Here is an 18,579-nt window from a genome sequence, read left to right on the forward strand (position 1 = left end):
ATCCTTGAAAACTAGATAACGAAACGAATTTGCGCAATTAGAAATATCCTTTTAGCTGAACTTGTGTCAAAACAAGTTTTAATAAAAGTAGCAGCGAAGGTTTTGGGATCATCGATCCTTTGGAAGTTTCGTTTCTACCTATTGACTCGTTTAATAGATCAGGAAACAAACGAACAACAGAGCGATGAGCGCAATAACCGGAGCAGTTGGTTAAGCTACTAAGAGCACACGGAGGATGCCTAGGCGCTAGGAGCCGAAGAAGGACGTGGCGAACAACGATACTGCCTCGGGGAGCTGTAAGCAAGCTTCGATCCGGGGATGTCCGAATGGGGAAACCCAGCTAGTGTAATAGCTAGTTACCCGTATCTGAATACATAGGATGCGAGGAGGCATACCCAGGGAACTGAAACATCTAAGTACCTGGAGGAAGAGAAAACAAGAGTGATTCCGTCAGTAGCGGCGAGCGAACGCGGAACAGCCTAAACCAGAGAGCTTGCTCTCTGGGGTTGTGGGACGTCTCACATGGAGTTACAAAGGAACATATTAGGCGAAGAGGTCTGGAAAGGCCCGCTATAAGAGGTAAAAGCCCTGTAGCCGAAAGTATATTCCCTCCGAGACGGATCCCGAGTAGTGCGGGGCACGTGAAACCCCGTATGAATCCAGCAGGACCATCTGCTAAGGCTAAATACTCCCTAGCGACCGATAGTGAAGCAGTACCGTGAGGGAAAGGTGAAAAGCACCCCGGAAGGGGAGTGAAATAGAACCTGAAACCGTGTGCTTACAAGAAGTCAGAGCCCTATTTATGGGTGATGGCGTGCCTTTTGTAGAATGAACCGGCGAGTTACGTTCCCATGCAAGGTTAAGGCGAGAAGCCGTAGCCGCAGCGAAAGCGAGTCTGAATAGGGCGACTTAGTATGTGGGCGTAGACCCGAAACCGTGTGATCTACCCCTGTCCAGGGTGAAGGTGCGGTAACACGCACTGGAGGCCCGAACCCACGTATGTTGAAAAATGCGGGGATGAGGTGGGGGTAGCGGAGAAATTCCAATCGAACTCGGAGATAGCTGGTTCTCCCCGAAATAGCTTTAGGGCTAGCCTCGGAATGAAGAGTCGTGGAGGTAGAGCACTGATTGGGTGCGGGGCCCGCAAGGGTTACCAAGCTCAGTCAAACTCCGAATGCCATAGACTTATATCCGGGAGTCAGACAGTGAGTGCTAAGATCCATTGTCAAAAGGGAAACAGCCCAGACCATCAGCTAAGGTCCCCAAGTGTGTGTTAAGTGGGAAAGGATGTGGAGTTGCACAGACAACCAGGATGTTGGCTTAGAAGCAGCCACCATTTAAAGAGTGCGTAATAGCTCACTGGTCGAGTGACTCTGCGCCGAAAATGTAACGGGGCTAAACACACCACCGAAGCTATGGCTTGATGCGTATGCATCAGGGGTAGGGGAGCGTTGTATGTAGGTTGAAGGTGTACCGTAAGGAGCGCTGGACAGCATACAAGTGAGAATGCCGGTATGAGTAACGAAAAGATCAGTGAGAATCTGATCCGCCGAAAGCCCAAGGTTTCCTGAGGAAGGCTCGTCCGCTCAGGGTAAGTCGGGACCTAAGGTGAGGCCGAAAGGCGTAATCGAAGGACAACAGGTTGAAATTCCTGTACCACCGTAAACCGTTATGAACGATGGGGTGACGCAGGAGGGTAGTGACGCGGACTGATGGATGTCCGTCCAAGCAGTGAGGCTGATGTGTAGGCAAATCCGCACATCGATAAGGCTGGGCTGTGATGGGGAGTGAAAATTACAGTAGCGAAGGTCATGATCTCACACTGCCAAGAAAAGCCTCTAGTCAGGTGAAGGTGCCCGTACCGCAAACCGACACAGGTAGGCGAGAAGAGAATTCTAAGGCGCGCGGAAGAACTCTCGTTAAGGAACTCGGCAAAATGACCCCGTAACTTCGGGAGAAGGGGTGCCTCGGTAGGGTGAATAGCCCGAGGGGGCCGCAGTGAAAAGGCCCAAGCGACTGTTTAGCAAAAACACAGGTCTGTGCGAAGCCGTAAGGCGAAGTATACGGGCTGACGCCTGCCCGGTGCTGGAAGGTTAAGGGGAGCGGTTAGGGGTTAAACCCGAAGCTGTGAACCGAAGCCCCAGTAAACGGCGGCCGTAACTATAACGGTCCTAAGGTAGCGAAATTCCTTGTCAGGTAAATTCTGACCCGCACGAATGGCGTAACGACTTGGGCGCTGTCTCAACGAGAGATCCGGTGAAATTTTAATACCTGTGAAGATGCAGGTTACCCGCGACAAGACGGAAAGACCCCATGGAGCTTTACTGCAGCTTGATATTGGATTTGGGTACGATCTGTACAGGATAGGTGGGAGCCTAAGAAGCATGAGCGCCAGCTTGTGTGGAGGCGACGTTGGGATACCACCCTGATCGTATCTAGGTTCTAACCTGGTACCGTAATCCGGTACGGGGACAGTGTCAGGCGGGCAGTTTGACTGGGGCGGTCGCCTCCTAAAGAGTAACGGAGGCGCCCCAAGGTTCCCTCAGAATGGTTGGAAATCATTCGAAGAGTGCAAAGGCATAAGGGAGCTTGACTGCGAGACCTACAAGTCGAGCAGGGACGAAAGTCGGGCTTAGTGATCCGGTGGTACCGCATGGAAGGGCCATCGCTCAACGGATAAAAGCTACCCTGGGGATAACAGGCTTATCTCCCCCAAGAGTCCACATCGACGGGGAGGTTTGGCACCTCGATGTCGGCTCATCGCATCCTGGGGCTGAAGTAGGTCCCAAGGGTTGGGCTGTTCGCCCATTAAAGCGGTACGCGAGCTGGGTTCAGAACGTCGTGAGACAGTTCGGTCCCTATCTGTCGTGGGCGTAGGAAATTTGAGAGGAGCTGTCCTTAGTACGAGAGGACCGGGATGGACGTACCGCTGGTGCACCAGTTGTTCCGCCAGGAGCATGGCTGGGTAGCTACGTACGGACGGGATAAGCGCTGAAAGCATCTAAGCGTGAAGCCCCCCTCAAGATGAGATTTCCCAATTCGTAAGACCCCTTGAAGACGACGAGGTAGATAGGTTGGAGGTGGAAGTGCAGCAATGCATGGAGCTGACCAATACTAATCGGTCGAGGGCTTATCCAAAAACACCCCAAAAAGCGAAGCTTTGAAGCAACGCTGAATACTTTTCGGGGACCCCGATACCACATCGGGTAAATGCTACGGATTCTAATCAACGCAAATATCGTTTCGTATCTAGTTTTCAGGTGATCAAAACTGAATTGTAAGTGTACAAGCTATGCTTGCAAGGAGGATGGTCACGGCATTTGGCGATGCCGTATCCTGAATATACGTTTGGTGGCGATGGCGGAAGGGTTCCACGCGTTCCCATACCGAACACGACCGTTAAGCCTTCCAGCGCCGATGGTACTTGGACCGAAGGGTCCCGGGAGAGTAGGACGTCGCCAAGCGGTACATATTCCCTGATAGCTCAGTTGGTAGAGCACTCGACTGTTAATCGAGTTGTCACAGGTTCGAGTCCTGTTCGGGGAGCCATACGGAGAGGTGTCCGAGTTGGCCGAAGGAGCACGATTGGAAATCGTGTAGGCGCCAAAAGCGTCTCGAGGGTTCGAATCCCTCTCTCTCCGCCAGCAAGGACTTTATATACGGCCCGTTGGTCAAGGGGTTAAGACACCTCCCTTTCACGGAGGTAACAGGGGTTCGAATCCCCTACGGGTCACCACTTTCTTTAACGCATGTAACAATCCAGATGGAGGCTTAGCTCAGCTGGGAGAGCATCTGCCTTACAAGCAGAGGGTCGGGGGTTCGATCCCCTCAGCCTCCACCATATTTCATCCCCATAAAGTGAAGCTCACGCTTCGCAGGTAATTCCGATTACTTTTCGGGGACCCCATATAAGCAACCCTTTTAATGACGCGGGGTGGAGCAGTTCGGTAGCTCGTCGGGCTCATAACCCGAAGGTCGTAGGTTCAAATCCTGCCCCCGCAACCAATTTATATCGCAATTGCGATAATGCCTCTTGGAACTGTGGTGTAGAGGCCTAACATGCCTGCCTGTCACGCAGGAGATCGCGGGTTCGAATCCCGTCAGTTCCGCCATTCTTATTAGCTTCAGGGATGAGAATCCATATTGGGTTCGTCGGAGCTTAGCTTCGTTAGCATAGACTTCGCAGTCTCGAACGTAGTGAGAGTATCCCGTCAGTTCCGCCATTCTTTAACTCTTAGTAATAAGAGCCATTAGCTCAGTTGGTAGAGCACCTGACTTTTAATCAGGGTGTCGAAGGTTCGAGTCCTTCATGGCTCACCATCTTTACCAAGAGAGCTGGAAACGGAATACATATCATATTTGCGGACGTGGCTCAGCGGTAGAGCATCGCCTTGCCAAGGCGAGGGTCGCGGGTTCGATTCCCGTCGTCCGCTCCATTTTGCGCCCTTAGCTCAGCTGGATAGAGCGTTTGACTACGAATCAAAAGGTCGGGAGTTCGAATCTCTCAGGGCGTGCCATTTTTACAATCAGATGCTTAACTTATGAAATTTCTTTGTGCCGGTGTGGCGGAATTGGCAGACGCGCGCGACTCAAAATCGTGAGGGAAACCGTGGGGGTTCGAGTCCCTTCACCGGCATTAATTAACGGGATGTAGCTCAGCTTGGTAGAGCACCTGGTTTGGGACCAGGGGGTCGCATGTTCAAATCGTGTCATCCCGATTCAAACCGAAAGATCGCTTTCAGTATATCTGAAGGCGGTCTTTCTTTGTTATGGATAGAAATGATGCCAACGGCAAGAGCGGAACTGAATATTTTGACAGCATCCCGGTCACAATATGAAAAACATTGAATAGAAGGGGATAACCTTGAGTGTTTTTCATTTCTTCAAGAAACTGTTCAGAAAACGGTGGAGACGTTGGAGACGCGCGATTTGGTCTTGTTCGATCGTAGTGCTCGTAGGTGTCATGGTATGGTCCGGCCAGAATATAACCGATCAGATGAAGAGGCTGCTCACCGCTACTTTCGATGAAACGCCGCTGGCTGTTGAAACGATGCAATACCTGCAAATCGAGGATGATAAGCAGGAGGAACGCAGGCAGGATCAGAGGGAATTCATGCAGAAGCTGAATACCTCGAAGGGAAAGAAGCATGTTCATGTCCGCATCACGTATGTCTGCGGCATTGAAGAGCAGGATATGGGAAAGCTTACGGCGGACGGCATTTATGAACTGATGAATAAAAATCCTTTATGGCAGGGACGGTTGGATAATAAAGGGAATGTCTGGCTCGAGCAAACCGTATCCGACCTTTCACCCGCCTGCAAGCGGCAAGCCTATATGAGCATCGATGCCAACGGGAACTTAACGTTGTTTGACGGCCCGCCGGAAGAAGAGAAGGTCATGCGCACCTTCTTCCAACTGGATGTCGGCTCGATGGAATCCTCTTTGCCTAAAGACGTGATTCAGCAGCTTGAAGAAGGTATTCGAATTCAAGATATGGAAGAGTACAACAGTGTACTGTCAACCTTTAGCGACTATGCACGGGATATGGCCGAAAATGTCATGAGCCCTAGCCCTTGAAACATCCATGCTTGTCGCTTCATCACCAAAGCCGCAGCTGCCCGGAATTTTCCGGGCGGTTTTTTGGTGTTTAGCCGTTCCATCGGCGGTGCCGTCAGGGAAGATATAGAACTGTAGCTTATGGGATCAAAGTTTTTCCTCAATTGAGGCCGAACTTTTGTTATAATGGGAGAACGATACATATGTTCGCTTCATCAGAGGAGAGATTGGTTTGCGCATTTTAGGAATCGACCCGGGGATTGCGATTGTGGGCTTCGGGTTTGTCGATAAGGTTGGAAGCAAAGTCACGCCGGTCCAGTATGGCTGCATCCAGACGGAAGCCCATACACCGGATGAAGAGAGGCTGCATCACGTGTATGAAGGCATGCTGCAGCTTATCGATAAATATGAGCCGGAGGCCGTTGCGTTCGAGAAATTATTTTTTAACCGCAACGTCACCACCGCGATGTCCGTATCCCAGGCGAGAGGAGTTCTCATACTGGCGGCGGTCCAGCGCGGACTCCCGATTGCAGAATATACGCCTATGCAGGTTAAGCAGGCCATCGTCGGCTATGGCAAGGCGGAGAAGAAGCAGGTACAGGAAATGGTCAGGATGTTCCTGAAGCTTCAGAGCATCCCAAAGCCCGACGATGTGGCGGATGCTCTAGCCGTGGCAATCTGCCACGCCCATTCCTACACACTTAATTCCAAATTAAATGAGGTATTGCGAAAATGATCGATTTTTTACGGGGACAGGTTGTCCACTTAGAGAGTGAATATATTGTGCTGGATGTTCAAGGCGTAGGATACCGGGTGTTTTGTCCGAATCCGTATGCTTTTGCCAAAACGGAAGGAACCGTGACGGTCTTCACCCATCATCACGTTCGTGAGGATGCCATTCTGCTGTTTGGGTTTCCGACGCGGGAGGAGCAGAAGCTGTTCCGTAAGCTGATCGAGGTCTCGGGAATCGGCCCGCGCGTGGCGCTCGGCATACTCGGCGGAGGATCTCCGGATCATGTGGTTTCCGCGATCTATCAAGAGAATATATCCTTCTTGATCAAACTTCCGGGAATCGGCAAGAAAACAGCGCAGCGCATGATTTTGGATCTTAAGGATAAGCTTGAGGGCTTCGGGAATGCGAGCATGATGACCGGTCTTTTTGCCATCCAGGAGCCGGAAGCGGATGATGGCGGCTCGGCATGGTCCGAGGCTCGCGAGGGCCTGAAGGCGCTTGGTTATACGGATAGCGAGCTGGATAAAGTCTGGCTGAAGATCAAGGATTCCGGCGCAAGCGGCGAATCCGTCGATGTGCTCATGAAACGGGCACTGCAGCAGCTATTCGCTGGATAGATAGAGCATCGCTGCAAGAGAGGAGTTATATAGATGGATGATCGAATTATTTCTGCCAATCTGATGATGGACGAACAGGCTGTCGAACTTAGTCTGCGTCCTCGTTATTTGGCTGAATATATAGGACAGAATCAAGTAAAGGAAAATTTGAAGGTATATATCGAGGCTGCAAAAATGCGTAACGAGGCGCTTGACCACGTGCTGCTGTACGGTCCTCCGGGACTAGGCAAAACGACGCTGGCCAATATTATCGCCAATGAGCTTGGCGTTAATCTGCGGACGACGTCCGGCCCGGCCATCGAACGGCCTGGCGATCTGGCGGCGCTTTTGACCAATCTGCAGGAAGGAGACGTCCTGTTTATTGACGAGATCCACCGGCTGCACCGGACGGTGGAGGAAGTGATGTATCCGGCCATGGAGGATTTTGCGCTGGATATTATGATCGGGAAAGGGCCAAGCGCACGCTCCGTTCGCCTGGATCTCCCGCCGTTCACCCTAATTGGCGCGACAACCCGGGCTGGCCTGCTCTCAGCGCCGCTGAGGGACCGTTTTGGTGTGGTAAGCCGTCTGGAATTCTATACGGTAGATGAGCTGAGCTACATTGTGTCACGCAATGCCGATCTTTTGGGGATCGAGATATTGGGAGAGGCTGCAGAAGAGATTGCCCTAAGATCTCGGGGGACACCGCGCATTGCGAACCGCCTGTTGAAGCGGGTACGCGATTATGCGCAGGTTCGGGGCGACGGCATGATCACGCCAAGCATCGCGCAGGAAGCGCTGAAGATGCTCCAAATCGATCCGATGGGCCTGGATTTTATCGATCACAAAATGCTGAACGCCATGATCAAGAGCTTCCGCGGGGGACCTGTGGGACTGGATACCATTGCCGCAACCATCGGGGAAGAAAGCCAAACCATAGAGGATGTTTATGAACCGTATCTTCTACAGATCGGTTATTTGCAGCGTACGCCGCGGGGACGCGTCGTTACGCCTACAGCTTATCAGCATTTAGGCATTCCCTTTCCGGAGGATCGCCGCTAGCTGAAGGAATCATGACATTTATGCCATATACCATATCCTATTAGTTACGGGAGGAAAGACATACATGGATAGGAACTGGACGAAATCATTATTCGGTTGGACCACCAAAGGACTCTTGTCGCTGGCTGTTGCCGGAAGCTTATGGAGCGCGCCCGCCGTGCAAGCAGCCGCCCCTTCGTTAGATACGATTCGGGTTGCGATGTTCCTGGATCTGGGAAGCCAGTATAAATCGACGACGAATGCCGTGACGCTGAAATCCGCCGAGGCTCTGACCGCATCGCTGCTTGCCTCCAGTATTCATCAGACTCTGATGAGTATCCCTGCGAACCAGCAGGTCCGGATGAGCGTGGATACATACCGCGTTAAGGTGCTTGAGACAACGGATTGGAAAGCCGCTTCGGAAGCAGCGAAAAAGCTGCAGGCGACAAGTGACAAACCGATGCTGTTTGCGGATGGCAAGGTGTACAAGCTGTACGCCGGCATGTACGGTACAGAAAAAGCGGCCGCGGATGCGGCTGCGCGTACAGCGAAGACAGCGGCTGCATATTTGAATGGGCAAACGCCAGCCGTTAAAGGCGCGCTGCATCTGTCTGCCGGATCGTACGGATCGGAGACAGAGGCCGAGACCGTGCGTAAGGCGTACGCCGATGCCGGTCTGGATGCATTCAATGTTATGGTGCCGTCCGGGGAAACTTCGGCTTATGAGGTGTGGGTAGGCGAAGCGGCGAACACAGCCGATCTCGCTGCCGTCAAGAAAGAAGCTGCCAAAGTATCCGGCGGCCTGGTTGAACAGAACGCCAACACGCCGGGTCTTATCATAAGAAGTGACGTAAGCCTGAATCTGGCGGCTCCCCAAGAGGTGACGCATTACATGCTGTCAGGTAATCAATCCGTTCTGCGGGTTGACGGGAAATCAGGAGCGGGAACGAATGTGAAGGAGCGATCCGATCGCTCCTATCGGGGCGCTTTGGAGATCGGGCAAAAGAGCGGTCAATTATACCTCGTCAACGAATTGCCGTTCCAGCAGTACCTTTATTCCGTCGTGGGGGCGGAGGTGCCGTCTTCTTGGGGAACCGAGGCTCTGAAGGCACAGGCCGTGGCAGCGCGCAGCTATGCGCTCTTCCAAGGAAATAAGTTCGAAGTAGCGCATGTCGTGGACACCACGCTGAGCCAGGCCTACTATGGGACGGCTTATGAGTATCCAAGCATTATTCAGGCAGTGGATGCAACCGACGGCGAAGTCGTCATGAAAGACGGCAAAATCGTGGAAACCGTGTTTTCCTCCAACAGCGGCGGGATGACGGCGGACTCCACCGAGGTCTGGGGCAACCGTAACGATCTGTTTGCTGCGGTGGAAAGCCCTGGCGACTCCTCATCCCAGGCCGCGCTTAAAGCTTGGTATCATGTGCTTCTTCCGAGTGGCGTTACGGGTTACGTGCGTGAGGATAATGTAAAGGAAACCGGCAATGCAACATCGGCAGGGCTTCCTTATATGACCGTTACCGCGAAGGATACCAACGTGCGTCCGCTGCCGCTGATCCAATCGAACGTTGAGCCCGTAAGCAAGATGAATCCGGGAGAAACGGCCGTCGTCCTGGACAAAGTCGCGGAATCCAACAGCTTCGAATGGGTTCGTGGGCCTTATACTTCGGATCAATTGCTGGCCACTTTAAAAGGAAAAACCGCCAATAGCCTACCGGCCTCCATCACTTCGCTGGATGTAACGGAACGAGGCCCATCGGGGCGGGCTCTTACGGTGAAAGCCAACGGTCAAGTTCTGGACGTAAAATATCCGGATATGTTCCGGTCGGCTTTTAACGGTCTGCCAAGCACTTTGTTTGATATTGAATCGACCGGAAGTTATACTGTATTGAGCGCGAATGGTGCGGTATCAACGGTTTCGAGCGGTCAAACGGTATCCGTCATTTCCGGAAGCGGAAACGGAAACGTCAAAGGCTCCGGTACCGTGGTGATGAATGGAACGGGGACAGCACGCGTAATCGAAAGCTCTCCGGGCTTTAAATTTACCGGTAAAGGCTTCGGCCACGGACTGGGCATGTCGCAATGGGGTGCCAAAGGAATGGCTGACGAAGGGTATGATTATAAGCAGATACTCCAACACTATTACCGCAACACGACTATAACGAAGGACTGACCGACATGAATGTGGATTTGTATGATTTTGAATTACCCGAACACTTAATTGCGCAGACGCCGCTTCTGGATCGAAGTTCTTCCAGGCTTCTCACGCTTAACAAAAAGAGCGGACAGATCAGCCACCAGACGTTTGCGGATATCATAGACAGCCTGAATCCGGGCGATACGCTCGTTTTAAACGATACGAAGGTAATCCCGGCTCGATTGTTCGGCGAAAAGGAGGATACAGGCGCGAAAGCCGAGGTCCTTCTGCTGAAGAATATGGGAGAAGATCGCTGGGAAGCACTCGTAAAACCCGGCAAGAAGCTGAAAAAGGGAAACGTGATCTCCTTTGGCGAGGGGAAACTAAAGGCGGTCATCGAGGAGGAAGGAGAAATGGGTGCTCGCACCTTATCCTTCTCGTATAAGGGGATTTTCCAAGAAATCCTGGATGAACTGGGCCAAATGCCGCTCCCGCCTTATATTAAGGAAAAGCTGGATGATCGCGATCGTTATCAGACCGTATACGCGAAGCATGAAGGATCCGCAGCCGCGCCGACGGCCGGCCTTCATTTCACGGAGGCTCTCCTGGAACAAATACGTGCCAAGGGAGTCGACATCGCTTTTATTACATTACATGTGGGACTGGGAACTTTCCGCCCGATGTCCGTGGACCAGGTCGAGGACCATGTCATGCATGAAGAGTACTATTCCCTATCCCAGGAAACGGCAGACCTGCTAAACGAAACGAAGCGGCGCGGCGGCCGGGTTATCGCCGTAGGGACTACCTCCTGCAGAACGCTGGAGACGGTAGGCTCACAGTTAAAGGGCGAGCCTCTGCGCGAGAGCAGCGGCTGGACAAGCATTTTCATTTATCCGGGATACTCTTTTACCGTGGTGGATGCGCTGATTACGAATTTTCATCTGCCGAAATCCACGCTGGTCATGCTGGTCAGCGCGCTGGCCGGACGCGAACACATCATGCATGCGTACAAGGAAGCCGTAGACAAAGAATACCGTTTCTTCAGCTTTGGCGACGCGATGTTTATCTATTAATTTCGGAGGTTGGTTATTACCATGGCAGCAGCTGTTACTTACGAACATATTAAAACGTGCAAACAATCGGGCGCCAGGCTCGGCAGAGTGCACACCCCCCACGGCGTAATCGATACGCCGACATTCATGCCTGTAGGAACGTTGGCAACCGTAAAAACGATGAGCCCGGAAGAGCTTAAAGCGATGGATGCCCACATTATTTTGAGCAACACCTATCACCTCTTCCTGCGACCGGGACATGATATTGTGAAGGAAGCAGGCGGACTGCACAAATTCATGAACTGGGACCGGCCGATTTTGACCGATAGCGGCGGTTTCCAGGTATTCAGCTTGGCGGAAATGAGAAAAATATCGGAAGAAGGCGTACATTTCCGTTCGCATCTGAACGGAGATAAACTGTTCATCTCTCCGGAGGTCGCAATGGAGATTCAGAACGCGCTGGGATCTGATATTATGATGGCCTTTGATGAATGCCCGCCTTATCCTGCGGAGTATGAATACGTCAAACAATCCACCGAGCGGACTTCCCGCTGGGCTGAACGCTGCCTGAAGAGTCATGCCAGACCGGAAGACCAAGCCCTGTTCGCCATCGTGCAGGGAGGCATGCATGAGGATCTTCGCCGTCAGAGCGCCCGTGATTTGACTTCCATGGATTTCCCGGGTTATGCTATTGGTGGACTTAGTGTGGGAGAATCGAAGCAGCTAATGTATGAAGTGCTGGATTACACGGTACCCCTGCTGCCGAACAATAAGCCTCGCTATTTGATGGGAGTCGGATCACCGGATGCGTTGATCGAGGGCTCGATTCGTGGTGTGGACATGTTCGATTGCGTGCTTCCGACGCGGATCGCCCGCAACGGGACAACGATGACAAGTCAAGGCCGTCTTGTCGTTCGAAATGCTCAATATGCCAGGGATTACGGACCGCTGGATCCGGAATGCGACTGCTATACCTGCCGTAACTACTCGCGTGCTTATCTGCGCCATCTGATCAAGAGCGACGAAACGTTCGGACTGCGATTGACGACGTATCATAATCTGCATTTCCTGATCAATTTGATGCGGGGCGTGCGTCAGAGTATTATGGAAGACCGTCTGCTTGATTTCCGCGATGAGTTTTTTGATAAGTACGGCCTACACGATAATGAAAAAGGGTTCTAAAGCAAGATCATGGCCATCATGATAAGTTTGTGAAAGGGGGGAAAGAAATGTTTGGTTCATTTGAACTCGCAGCAGCGCAAGGTCAGGGCGGAGGCATTTTGGGATTGATTTTGCCTTTCGTTCTGATGTTCGTCATCTTTTATTTTCTGCTTATCCGTCCACAGCAGAAGAAACAGAAAACAAGAAACGCAATGCTTAGCGCCTTGTCCAAAGGCGATAAAGTGGTAACGATCGGAGGCCTTCACGGGACGATCGTGGAGATTACCGACGACATCGTGGTTTTGAAAGTGAACGACGTAACGAAGTTGACGTTCGACCGCAACTCGGTAAGCCATAGCGTGAATACGGATGCATAATCTCGTTTCACCTACATATGGAAAGTCATCGCTATAAACAAAGGCCGACTCCTTTTAGGAATCGGCCTTTGTTTTTTTATCACTGAGCGTGAAGTGCACCAAAGTCGTTGCAAGGTTTTATTTTTTTAAGTTAACCCCAAACATTCCCCCGATGGCGCCGGCAGCAAAAACCGTGGCAATCAGCGTCAAATCTCCGAGTGACAAGGAACTATCCAAGGCTAGAAAGCCGATGACGAGCAGCGTAATCCCATATACCAGCCCGGTCAGGCAGCCATAATACCAGCCTTTGTTACCTGCGCGTTTGCCGCTCACACAGCCCCCAATAAAGGCCGCGACGGCATGTACCAGAAACGTGTAGAACGATAAATCATCCTCGGCCAGTCCGCTGCCCCACAGCAGCAGGGATAGCGCCAATGCGCCAAGAAACATCCAGAAATAAGAATACAAGAGTCCTGAAAGAATCGGATTAGTGATCCTGAAAGTGAATACTCGCCGGATCGGTTCCATGAATCATCCCCCTTAACAAATCTTGATAATTCCATTGTATGGCCAAGCCTGTACATATAGTACAAACTGAACATTTTGCATCGGGTTTTGCAGGATTACCATTAATTAATCAATTGTAATCGAATGGGAAGACCTGCGGCAGGCCAGAATAGCTGTACATGAGAATGTTCGACAAGCTAGGGAGGGATTGTTTATGTCTCATATGACTATTCTGATTCTGCGGACCGTTCTGATGTATGTGGTCATCTTTGTTACCATGAGAATCATGGGCAAACGGGAAATCGGAAAGCTGTCTATCTTCGATTTGGTCATATCCGTCATGATCGCAGAGATTGCCGTTTTTGTCCTCGAAGATGTCCATAAACCGATTTGGGACGGACTAGCTCCTATCGCCGTGTTGGTTGCCATTCAGGTAGGACTTGCCTACATCGGCCTGAAAAATCGAAGCATCCGGCTGTTTGCGGACGGAAAACCCAGCATACTGGTATCCCGAGGCAAGCTTCACCGCAAAGAGATGTCAAAGCTTCGCTACAATCTGGATGATCTGATGCAGCAATTAAGGGGAAAGGACATCGACAGTTTGGCAGACGTGGAATTTGCGATTCTCGAAACTTCCGGCCAGCTCACCGTTATTCCAAAAGATGCGGATAACGGTTCGAACCGCTCGAATAGTTCATCAAGTTCTTCAAACGCCTCAAGCTCCACTCATTCTTCAGGTGCTTTATCCAAGGCCAAATCCGAAACAGGAAACCCTACCGTTGTTGATATTCCATACGATAAAATTACGTACGAAGGACTGCCCATTCCGCTTATATTGGATGGAAAGGTGCAGGACGAAAACCTTGAACTAATTGAAAAAACAAGGTTCTGGCTGAAAAACGAGATTCAAAACCACGGAGCCAAGGATTTTAAAGATATCTTCCTATGCTCCATCGACCATAAAGGACGTATTTACATCGACCGCAAAGACAGGGACTAGCGGCGGCTAAACTTGTTGAACCAGGTACCGACGACAGGGACGCGTTCCAGATCCCGGGGCGTTACCAGCTTGGTCATGAAAATCATGATGAAATAGACCAGAATGCCAACAACGATCGAGGTCCAAAACTGCAGCCAGGGGGTCGTCGAGAACGGAAGATGTCTATACCCGTAAAGAACGCAGGCACCCATAATGATCATGACGGCAGCGATTTTGACATAATCGAGCAGGCGGAAGCGAAAGCCGATCAGCTTGGAGAGACTAAAACCGTGAAGCAATGTAACCGCGATGCTGTTTACGATGATGGCAATGACGGCCCCCTTGATGCCGAAGGCGGGGTTGGATGCCAAATATACGATAAGGCTCATCTTGATGATCGCACCGAATAAGGTATTCAACAATGCCCGTCCCGGGCGGTCCAATGCTTGCAAGGCAGCTTGAAGCGGGGACTGCACATACAGAAACAAGGCAAAGGGCGCCATGATTTTGAGCATATCGCTAATCTCGGCGTTGTCGTAGAGCAGCAGGCACAGCGGCTCAGCCAGGACAAACATAATGATGGCAAACGGAGCTCCCGAGACAAGAGCCAGCCGAAGGGATTGATTCATTCGCTTATGGATGGTAGGCCGGTCGTTGCGGGCCGCTGCCTCCGATAGGGAAGGCACCAGGGAGATGGCCAGGGAAACGGTCAACGCACCGGGCAATAGCAGGAGCGGGATGATCATGCCTTGCAGAGCGCCGTATTGGGCGGTGGCCACGGATGTCGCGATACCTGCCATGGCGAGGCTGCGATTGGTCAGTATCGTTTCCAGCAGGTAGGAGAAGGACCCTACCATCTTTCCGCCCGTTACAGGCAATGCAATGCCGAATAACCGCTTCAGGATGCCTTTATTCGAAGAAGAGTCCGGCGCTTTTTTTTCAGATACGGCTTCTTGCGGCTTAGGTAAAAGTTTGTTCGTTCTTCGGCCCTCGCCGGAATATTGCAGCAGCAGCGCAATCATGCCAATCAGCTCGCCCACGGCTGTTCCAAGCATGGCCCCGGCTGCCCCGTAAGCGATGCCTTTGGGCATCAGGAGATGCGCAAACCACAACATGCATATAATTCGGACTATCGTCTCGATAACGGAGGAACTTGCAGAGGGGATCATATTTTGTTTGCCCTGGAAATATCCCCGGTAGACCGACGAAACGGCAATGATGATCATCATGGGCGTCATGCTGATGAAGGTTTGATATACACGCTCGTCCGGCAAAAGCACGCCGGTTACCCAAGGAGCAAGCAGCAGGCTGAGTCCAGTGAAGAGGGCTCCTGCCGTAATCGTCAGCATCAGGCTGACATGCAGAATTTGCTTGGAAGCATCAGGCTTCCCGGCACCTTCCGCTTCGGCGACCATTTTGGCAATAGCTAGCGGAATACCGCCCGTGATGATGGTCACGAGCACGATAAAGAAGGGGTACCCCAATTGGTAAATTCCGACACCCTCAGGTCCGATGATCCGGGGAAGGGCGATCCGGGGAATAAAACCGAGTAGGCGGTTTAATATGCCGGCTGCAAGTAAAATCAGCGTTCCTTTAATAAACGATTGCTTGTTCACTGTCCATCCCACTCCCTGGTTAAGGCTGAATACGTTGACACGACATGGCTATTCTTATGGATATGCCCTACCTGTCCCATCTGATGACTTTACTTTTTTTTCTGGACATGGTAGGAATAGAAGGAAAGCCATATGTCATGTCGAATGTAACTTAGGGACAACAGGGAGTCAGTGAGGAGGCCATATGCATGGAACTCGAGCAAATGAGCGAGGAAGAATTGATGAGCACCATTGAGATGGTATGCTTGAGCAAGGTTGAGGAAATGCATTTGATTGGGTACGAGTACGTGACGAGCAACGATATTTGGAACTGTGTCAGCAGCAAGTACGAAAAGGAAGGCGTTCCGTCCCTCCACCAATTGGTCAATGACATTCTGTCCTTGAAAGCAACAGCTTTGATGAACTATATGACAATATCAGCATATAAGGGATCTTCTTTCGATTAATCGAAGAGGTCCCTTTTGCCTTGCGGATATAAGGGTTCATCCATAAGCCCGACAAATTTTGATAAATTGACTGGGTTTTATGACATCGCTATAATAGGAATATTGAGTAAAAAGGGGGAACAAGGGACGGCATGAAGAGAATTATCAGTTTCGTCGGAACCGTGCTCGTGATCACTATTTTAATGGCCGTTACAACTCCAGGCTTGCTGAAAGACGTCCGTCTAGGTTTGGATCTAAAGGGTGGATTCGAAATCCTTTATGAAGCAGAACCGTTGATGGAAGGGCAGCAGGTTACCAAAGAAGCGCTGCAGGAAACCGCAAAGAGCTTGCAAAAGCGTGCGGATGCGATGGGAACATCGGAGCCTGAGGTTACGCCGGAAGGGGCGAATCGGATTCGCTTGAAGGTGGCGGGCGTAACGGATGAGGCCGAAGTTCGAAAAACAATGAAAGAACCTGCGAACCTCACATTCCGAAGCAATGACGGCTGTAAAGAAGGCGAGGAGTTCTGTAAAATAGAGCTCCGCGGCGACGATTTCGTCGAGAACGGCGCATCGGTAGCCTATGACCAGCTTAATCAGCCTATGATAGATATTAAAGTGAAGGACAAAGGGAAGTTTGCTGAAATTACAGAACGTCTTCTCGGTCAAGAGCTGGCTATCTTCATGGACGACCAATTGCTGTCAGCTCCGACGGTACGAGCCGTATTAACGGACGGTACCGCGCAAATTACAGGGAACTACTCGCTGGATGAAGCGAAACAGATCCGGGATACGATCAATCTCGGCGCCCTGCCGCTGAAGCTGGTCGAGAAATATTCGCAGAGCGTAGGGGCTACGCTTGGCATGCAATCTCTTACAAAAACTTTAGAAGCCGGTCTGATCGCTTCCGTCGCGATTTTGCTGTTCATGATTATCCGATATCGCGTACCGGGCTTGCTGGCAAGTTTCGCACTTATTTTGCACACATGGCTGCTGATCCTTATTTTCGTATGGGCTGACTTTACGTTGACGCTTCCAGGCATTGCGGCATTTATATTAGGTATTGGTATGGCGGTGGATGCCAACATTATCACCTATGAACGCATTCGGGAAGAGATCAAGACAGGCAAAAGCGTGCCATCTGCAGTGAAATCAGGCGGTAAATCCTCCCTGCGCGCCATTATGGACTCCAACTTGACGACGATTCTCGTTGCCGCTGTCATGTTCGGATTCGGTACCGGTGCGGTAAAAGGTTTTGCCCTTGTATTGATTTTGGAGATCATCGTTAGTATTGCCACGAACGTTTATTTCTCCCGTTTCCTGCTCAATCTGCTTGTGAATATCGGTTGGGCCCGCAAACCGAGCCATTATGGCGTAAAGGAGCGTGACATTCGTGAGCTTTAAGAACTTCGATTTCGTAGGCAAAAGCAGAATTTTCTACGTACTATCCATTGTAATTACGATTTTGGGCTTAGTTTTTCTCCTGACTCGCGGTCTTAACTATGGAGTTGATTTCCAATCCGGCTCGAACGTGGACATTTCACTCTCCAAACCGTTGACTACGGAGCAAATCAATACCGTATTAGAGGATGCCGGAATCGGGGAGGATGCGAGCGTTACTCCGGGTAATGACCGCGTCAACATCCGATTCAGCGAGGTGCTGACCGAGGATCAGGATCAGAAGCTTCGTTCCGGCATCGAGAAGCTGGACGAGAAGGCAACCTTCGAAATTAATACGGTTGACCCCGAGATGGCCAAAGAGCTGGGACGAAACGCAATTTATGCCGTATTGATTTCCTGTATCGGGATTATCATCTATGTCAGCATTCGCTTTGAATGGCGGTTTGCGATTGCAGCGATCGTAGCGCTCCTGCATGATGCCTTCGTTGTCATCAGTATCTTCTCCATCCTTGGATTAGAGGTGGACCTGACATTCATCATCGCCGTCCTGACCATCATTGGTTATTCGATCAACGATACCATCGTTATCTTTGACCGTATCCGGGAAAACCTGCGGTTTGCGAAGATTAAGAGGGTCTCGGATCTCAAGGATCTGGTTAACAAAAGTTTGTCGCAGACGATCGGGCGCTCGATCTATACGGCCTTGTCCGTATTCATCGCTGCATTCTTCATGCTCCTCTTGGGCGGCGAGTCGATCCAAATGTTCTCGCTGGCCATTTGTATCGGTTTGGCATTCGGCGCGTACTCTTCGATCTTTATCGCAAGTCCGTTGTGGCTCCTTCTTAAAGGCCGCAATGTGAGCAATAAACCGAATTCGCCGAAGCCAAGCAAAGATAAAATCGAAATTTAATTAAACCGCTGAAGGGCGTTTGCAGTCCAGATATCAGAAGATCCTATACAAGTGAAAGCCGCGTCGCAGGCGACGCGGCTTTCTAAAGTTAGCAGCAGGCAGCATG

Annotated in this window: 14 protein-coding genes, 11 tRNA genes and 2 rRNA genes; 25 read left to right on the plus strand and 2 right to left on the minus strand. The window is 51.1% G+C overall.

Annotated features, from left to right (window positions below; all coding sequences use genetic code 11):
* Nucleotides 1-208: 208 nt before the first annotated feature.
* The 21 genes from MHI43_RS07765 to yajC all read left to right on the plus strand — a co-directional run bounded on the left by MHI43_RS07765 (nt 209) and on the right by yajC (nt 12,657).
* A 23S ribosomal RNA gene (locus MHI43_RS07765) occupies nt 209-3,138 on the plus strand.
* A 209-nt stretch (nt 3,139-3,347) separates the two neighbouring features.
* Nucleotides 3,348-3,464, plus strand: a 5S ribosomal RNA gene (gene rrf / locus MHI43_RS07770).
* A gap of 9 nt (nt 3,465-3,473) precedes the next feature.
* Nucleotides 3,474-3,549, plus strand: a tRNA-Asn gene (locus tag MHI43_RS07775).
* Nucleotides 3,550-3,552: 3 nt separating this feature from the next.
* A tRNA-Ser gene (locus MHI43_RS07780) sits at nt 3,553-3,644 on the plus strand.
* A gap of 17 nt (nt 3,645-3,661) precedes the next feature.
* Nucleotides 3,662-3,736: transfer RNA gene (locus MHI43_RS07785), tRNA-Glu, on the plus strand.
* 29 nt (nt 3,737-3,765) lie between these two features.
* Nucleotides 3,766-3,841, plus strand: a tRNA-Val gene (locus MHI43_RS07790).
* Between the two features lie 87 nt (nt 3,842-3,928).
* Nucleotides 3,929-4,005 (plus strand) — tRNA-Met (locus tag MHI43_RS07795).
* Between the two features lie 30 nt (nt 4,006-4,035).
* Nucleotides 4,036-4,112, plus strand: a tRNA-Asp gene (locus tag MHI43_RS07800).
* A 132-nt stretch (nt 4,113-4,244) separates the two neighbouring features.
* Nucleotides 4,245-4,320 (plus strand) — tRNA-Lys (locus MHI43_RS07805).
* A 41-nt stretch (nt 4,321-4,361) separates the two neighbouring features.
* A tRNA-Gly gene (locus tag MHI43_RS07810) sits at nt 4,362-4,436 on the plus strand.
* Nucleotides 4,437-4,440: 4 nt separating this feature from the next.
* A tRNA-Arg gene (locus MHI43_RS07815) sits at nt 4,441-4,517 on the plus strand.
* A 39-nt stretch (nt 4,518-4,556) separates the two neighbouring features.
* Nucleotides 4,557-4,636: transfer RNA gene (locus MHI43_RS07820), tRNA-Leu, on the plus strand.
* An 8-nt stretch (nt 4,637-4,644) separates the two neighbouring features.
* Nucleotides 4,645-4,718: transfer RNA gene (locus MHI43_RS07825), tRNA-Pro, on the plus strand.
* A 146-nt stretch (nt 4,719-4,864) separates the two neighbouring features.
* A complete protein-coding gene (locus MHI43_RS07830; protein WP_015734032.1) occupies nt 4,865-5,578 on the plus strand; it encodes a BofC C-terminal domain-containing protein in 714 nt (237 codons plus the stop codon).
* Nucleotides 5,579-5,789: 211 nt separating this feature from the next.
* A complete protein-coding gene (ruvC, locus tag MHI43_RS07835) occupies nt 5,790-6,293 on the plus strand; it encodes a crossover junction endodeoxyribonuclease RuvC (RefSeq protein WP_009592782.1) in 504 nt (167 codons plus the stop codon).
* Entirely contained in the window at nt 6,290-6,907 is a 618-nt protein-coding gene (ruvA, locus tag MHI43_RS07840) for a Holliday junction branch migration protein RuvA (RefSeq protein ID WP_015734033.1), read from the plus strand. Before ruvC ends, ruvA begins: the two co-directional genes overlap by 4 nt.
* Before the next feature lie 33 nt (nt 6,908-6,940).
* Nucleotides 6,941-7,948, plus strand: coding sequence for a Holliday junction branch migration DNA helicase RuvB (gene ruvB / locus MHI43_RS07845; RefSeq protein WP_009592741.1), 1,008 nt, complete (start codon nt 6,941-6,943; stop codon nt 7,946-7,948).
* A gap of 64 nt (nt 7,949-8,012) precedes the next feature.
* Entirely contained in the window at nt 8,013-10,103 is a 2,091-nt protein-coding gene (locus tag MHI43_RS07850; RefSeq protein ID WP_015734034.1) for a SpoIID/LytB domain-containing protein, read from the plus strand.
* Nucleotides 10,104-10,108: 5 nt separating this feature from the next.
* Nucleotides 10,109-11,140, plus strand: coding sequence for a tRNA preQ1(34) S-adenosylmethionine ribosyltransferase-isomerase QueA (gene queA / locus MHI43_RS07855; protein WP_036666285.1), 1,032 nt, complete (start codon nt 10,109-10,111; stop codon nt 11,138-11,140).
* Nucleotides 11,141-11,161: 21 nt separating this feature from the next.
* Nucleotides 11,162-12,301, plus strand: a complete 1,140-nt coding sequence (gene tgt, locus MHI43_RS07860) for a tRNA guanosine(34) transglycosylase Tgt (protein WP_015734036.1) — start codon at nt 11,162-11,164, stop codon at nt 12,299-12,301.
* Nucleotides 12,302-12,348: 47 nt separating this feature from the next.
* Nucleotides 12,349-12,657, plus strand: a complete 309-nt coding sequence (gene yajC / locus MHI43_RS07865) for a preprotein translocase subunit YajC (protein ID WP_015734037.1) — start codon at nt 12,349-12,351, stop codon at nt 12,655-12,657.
* 117 nt (nt 12,658-12,774) lie between these two features.
* Here the strand turns inward: yajC and MHI43_RS07870 are convergent, their stop codons facing one another.
* Complete coding sequence (locus tag MHI43_RS07870; RefSeq protein WP_015734038.1) at nt 12,775-13,164, minus strand: TIGR04086 family membrane protein; 390 nt, start codon at nt 13,162-13,164, stop codon at nt 12,775-12,777.
* A gap of 193 nt (nt 13,165-13,357) precedes the next feature.
* Here MHI43_RS07870 and MHI43_RS07875 point away from each other — a divergent pair, with 193 nt between their 5' ends.
* Entirely contained in the window at nt 13,358-14,143 is a 786-nt protein-coding gene (locus MHI43_RS07875) for a DUF421 domain-containing protein (protein ID WP_015734039.1), read from the plus strand.
* On the opposite strand, the gene spoVB is transcribed toward MHI43_RS07875, so the two are convergent.
* On the minus strand, nt 14,140-15,738 hold the full coding sequence (gene spoVB, locus MHI43_RS07880) for a stage V sporulation protein B (protein WP_015734040.1): 1,599 nt from the start codon (nt 15,736-15,738) through the stop codon (nt 14,140-14,142). The two genes, MHI43_RS07875 and spoVB, sit on opposite strands and share 4 nt — an antisense overlap.
* 188 nt (nt 15,739-15,926) lie before the next feature.
* Here spoVB and MHI43_RS07885 point away from each other — a divergent pair, with 188 nt between their 5' ends.
* The 3 genes from MHI43_RS07885 to secF all read left to right on the plus strand — a co-directional run bounded on the left by MHI43_RS07885 (nt 15,927) and on the right by secF (nt 18,473).
* Nucleotides 15,927-16,184 (plus strand): post-transcriptional regulator, encoded by a 258-nt coding sequence (locus MHI43_RS07885; protein WP_015734041.1) that lies wholly within the window; start codon nt 15,927-15,929, stop codon nt 16,182-16,184.
* A gap of 131 nt (nt 16,185-16,315) precedes the next feature.
* On the plus strand, nt 16,316-17,566 hold the full coding sequence (secD, locus tag MHI43_RS07890) for a protein translocase subunit SecD (protein WP_009592810.1): 1,251 nt from the start codon (nt 16,316-16,318) through the stop codon (nt 17,564-17,566).
* Nucleotides 17,556-18,473, plus strand: coding sequence for a protein translocase subunit SecF (gene secF / locus MHI43_RS07895; protein WP_049788676.1), 918 nt, complete (start codon nt 17,556-17,558; stop codon nt 18,471-18,473). Before secD ends, secF begins: the two co-directional genes overlap by 11 nt.
* Nucleotides 18,474-18,579 lie beyond the last annotated feature (106 nt).

Source organism: Paenibacillus sp. FSL H8-0457 (assembly GCF_038051935.1).
Classification (GTDB): Bacteria; Bacillota; Bacilli; order Paenibacillales; family Paenibacillaceae; genus Paenibacillus_AQ; species Paenibacillus_AQ lautus_A.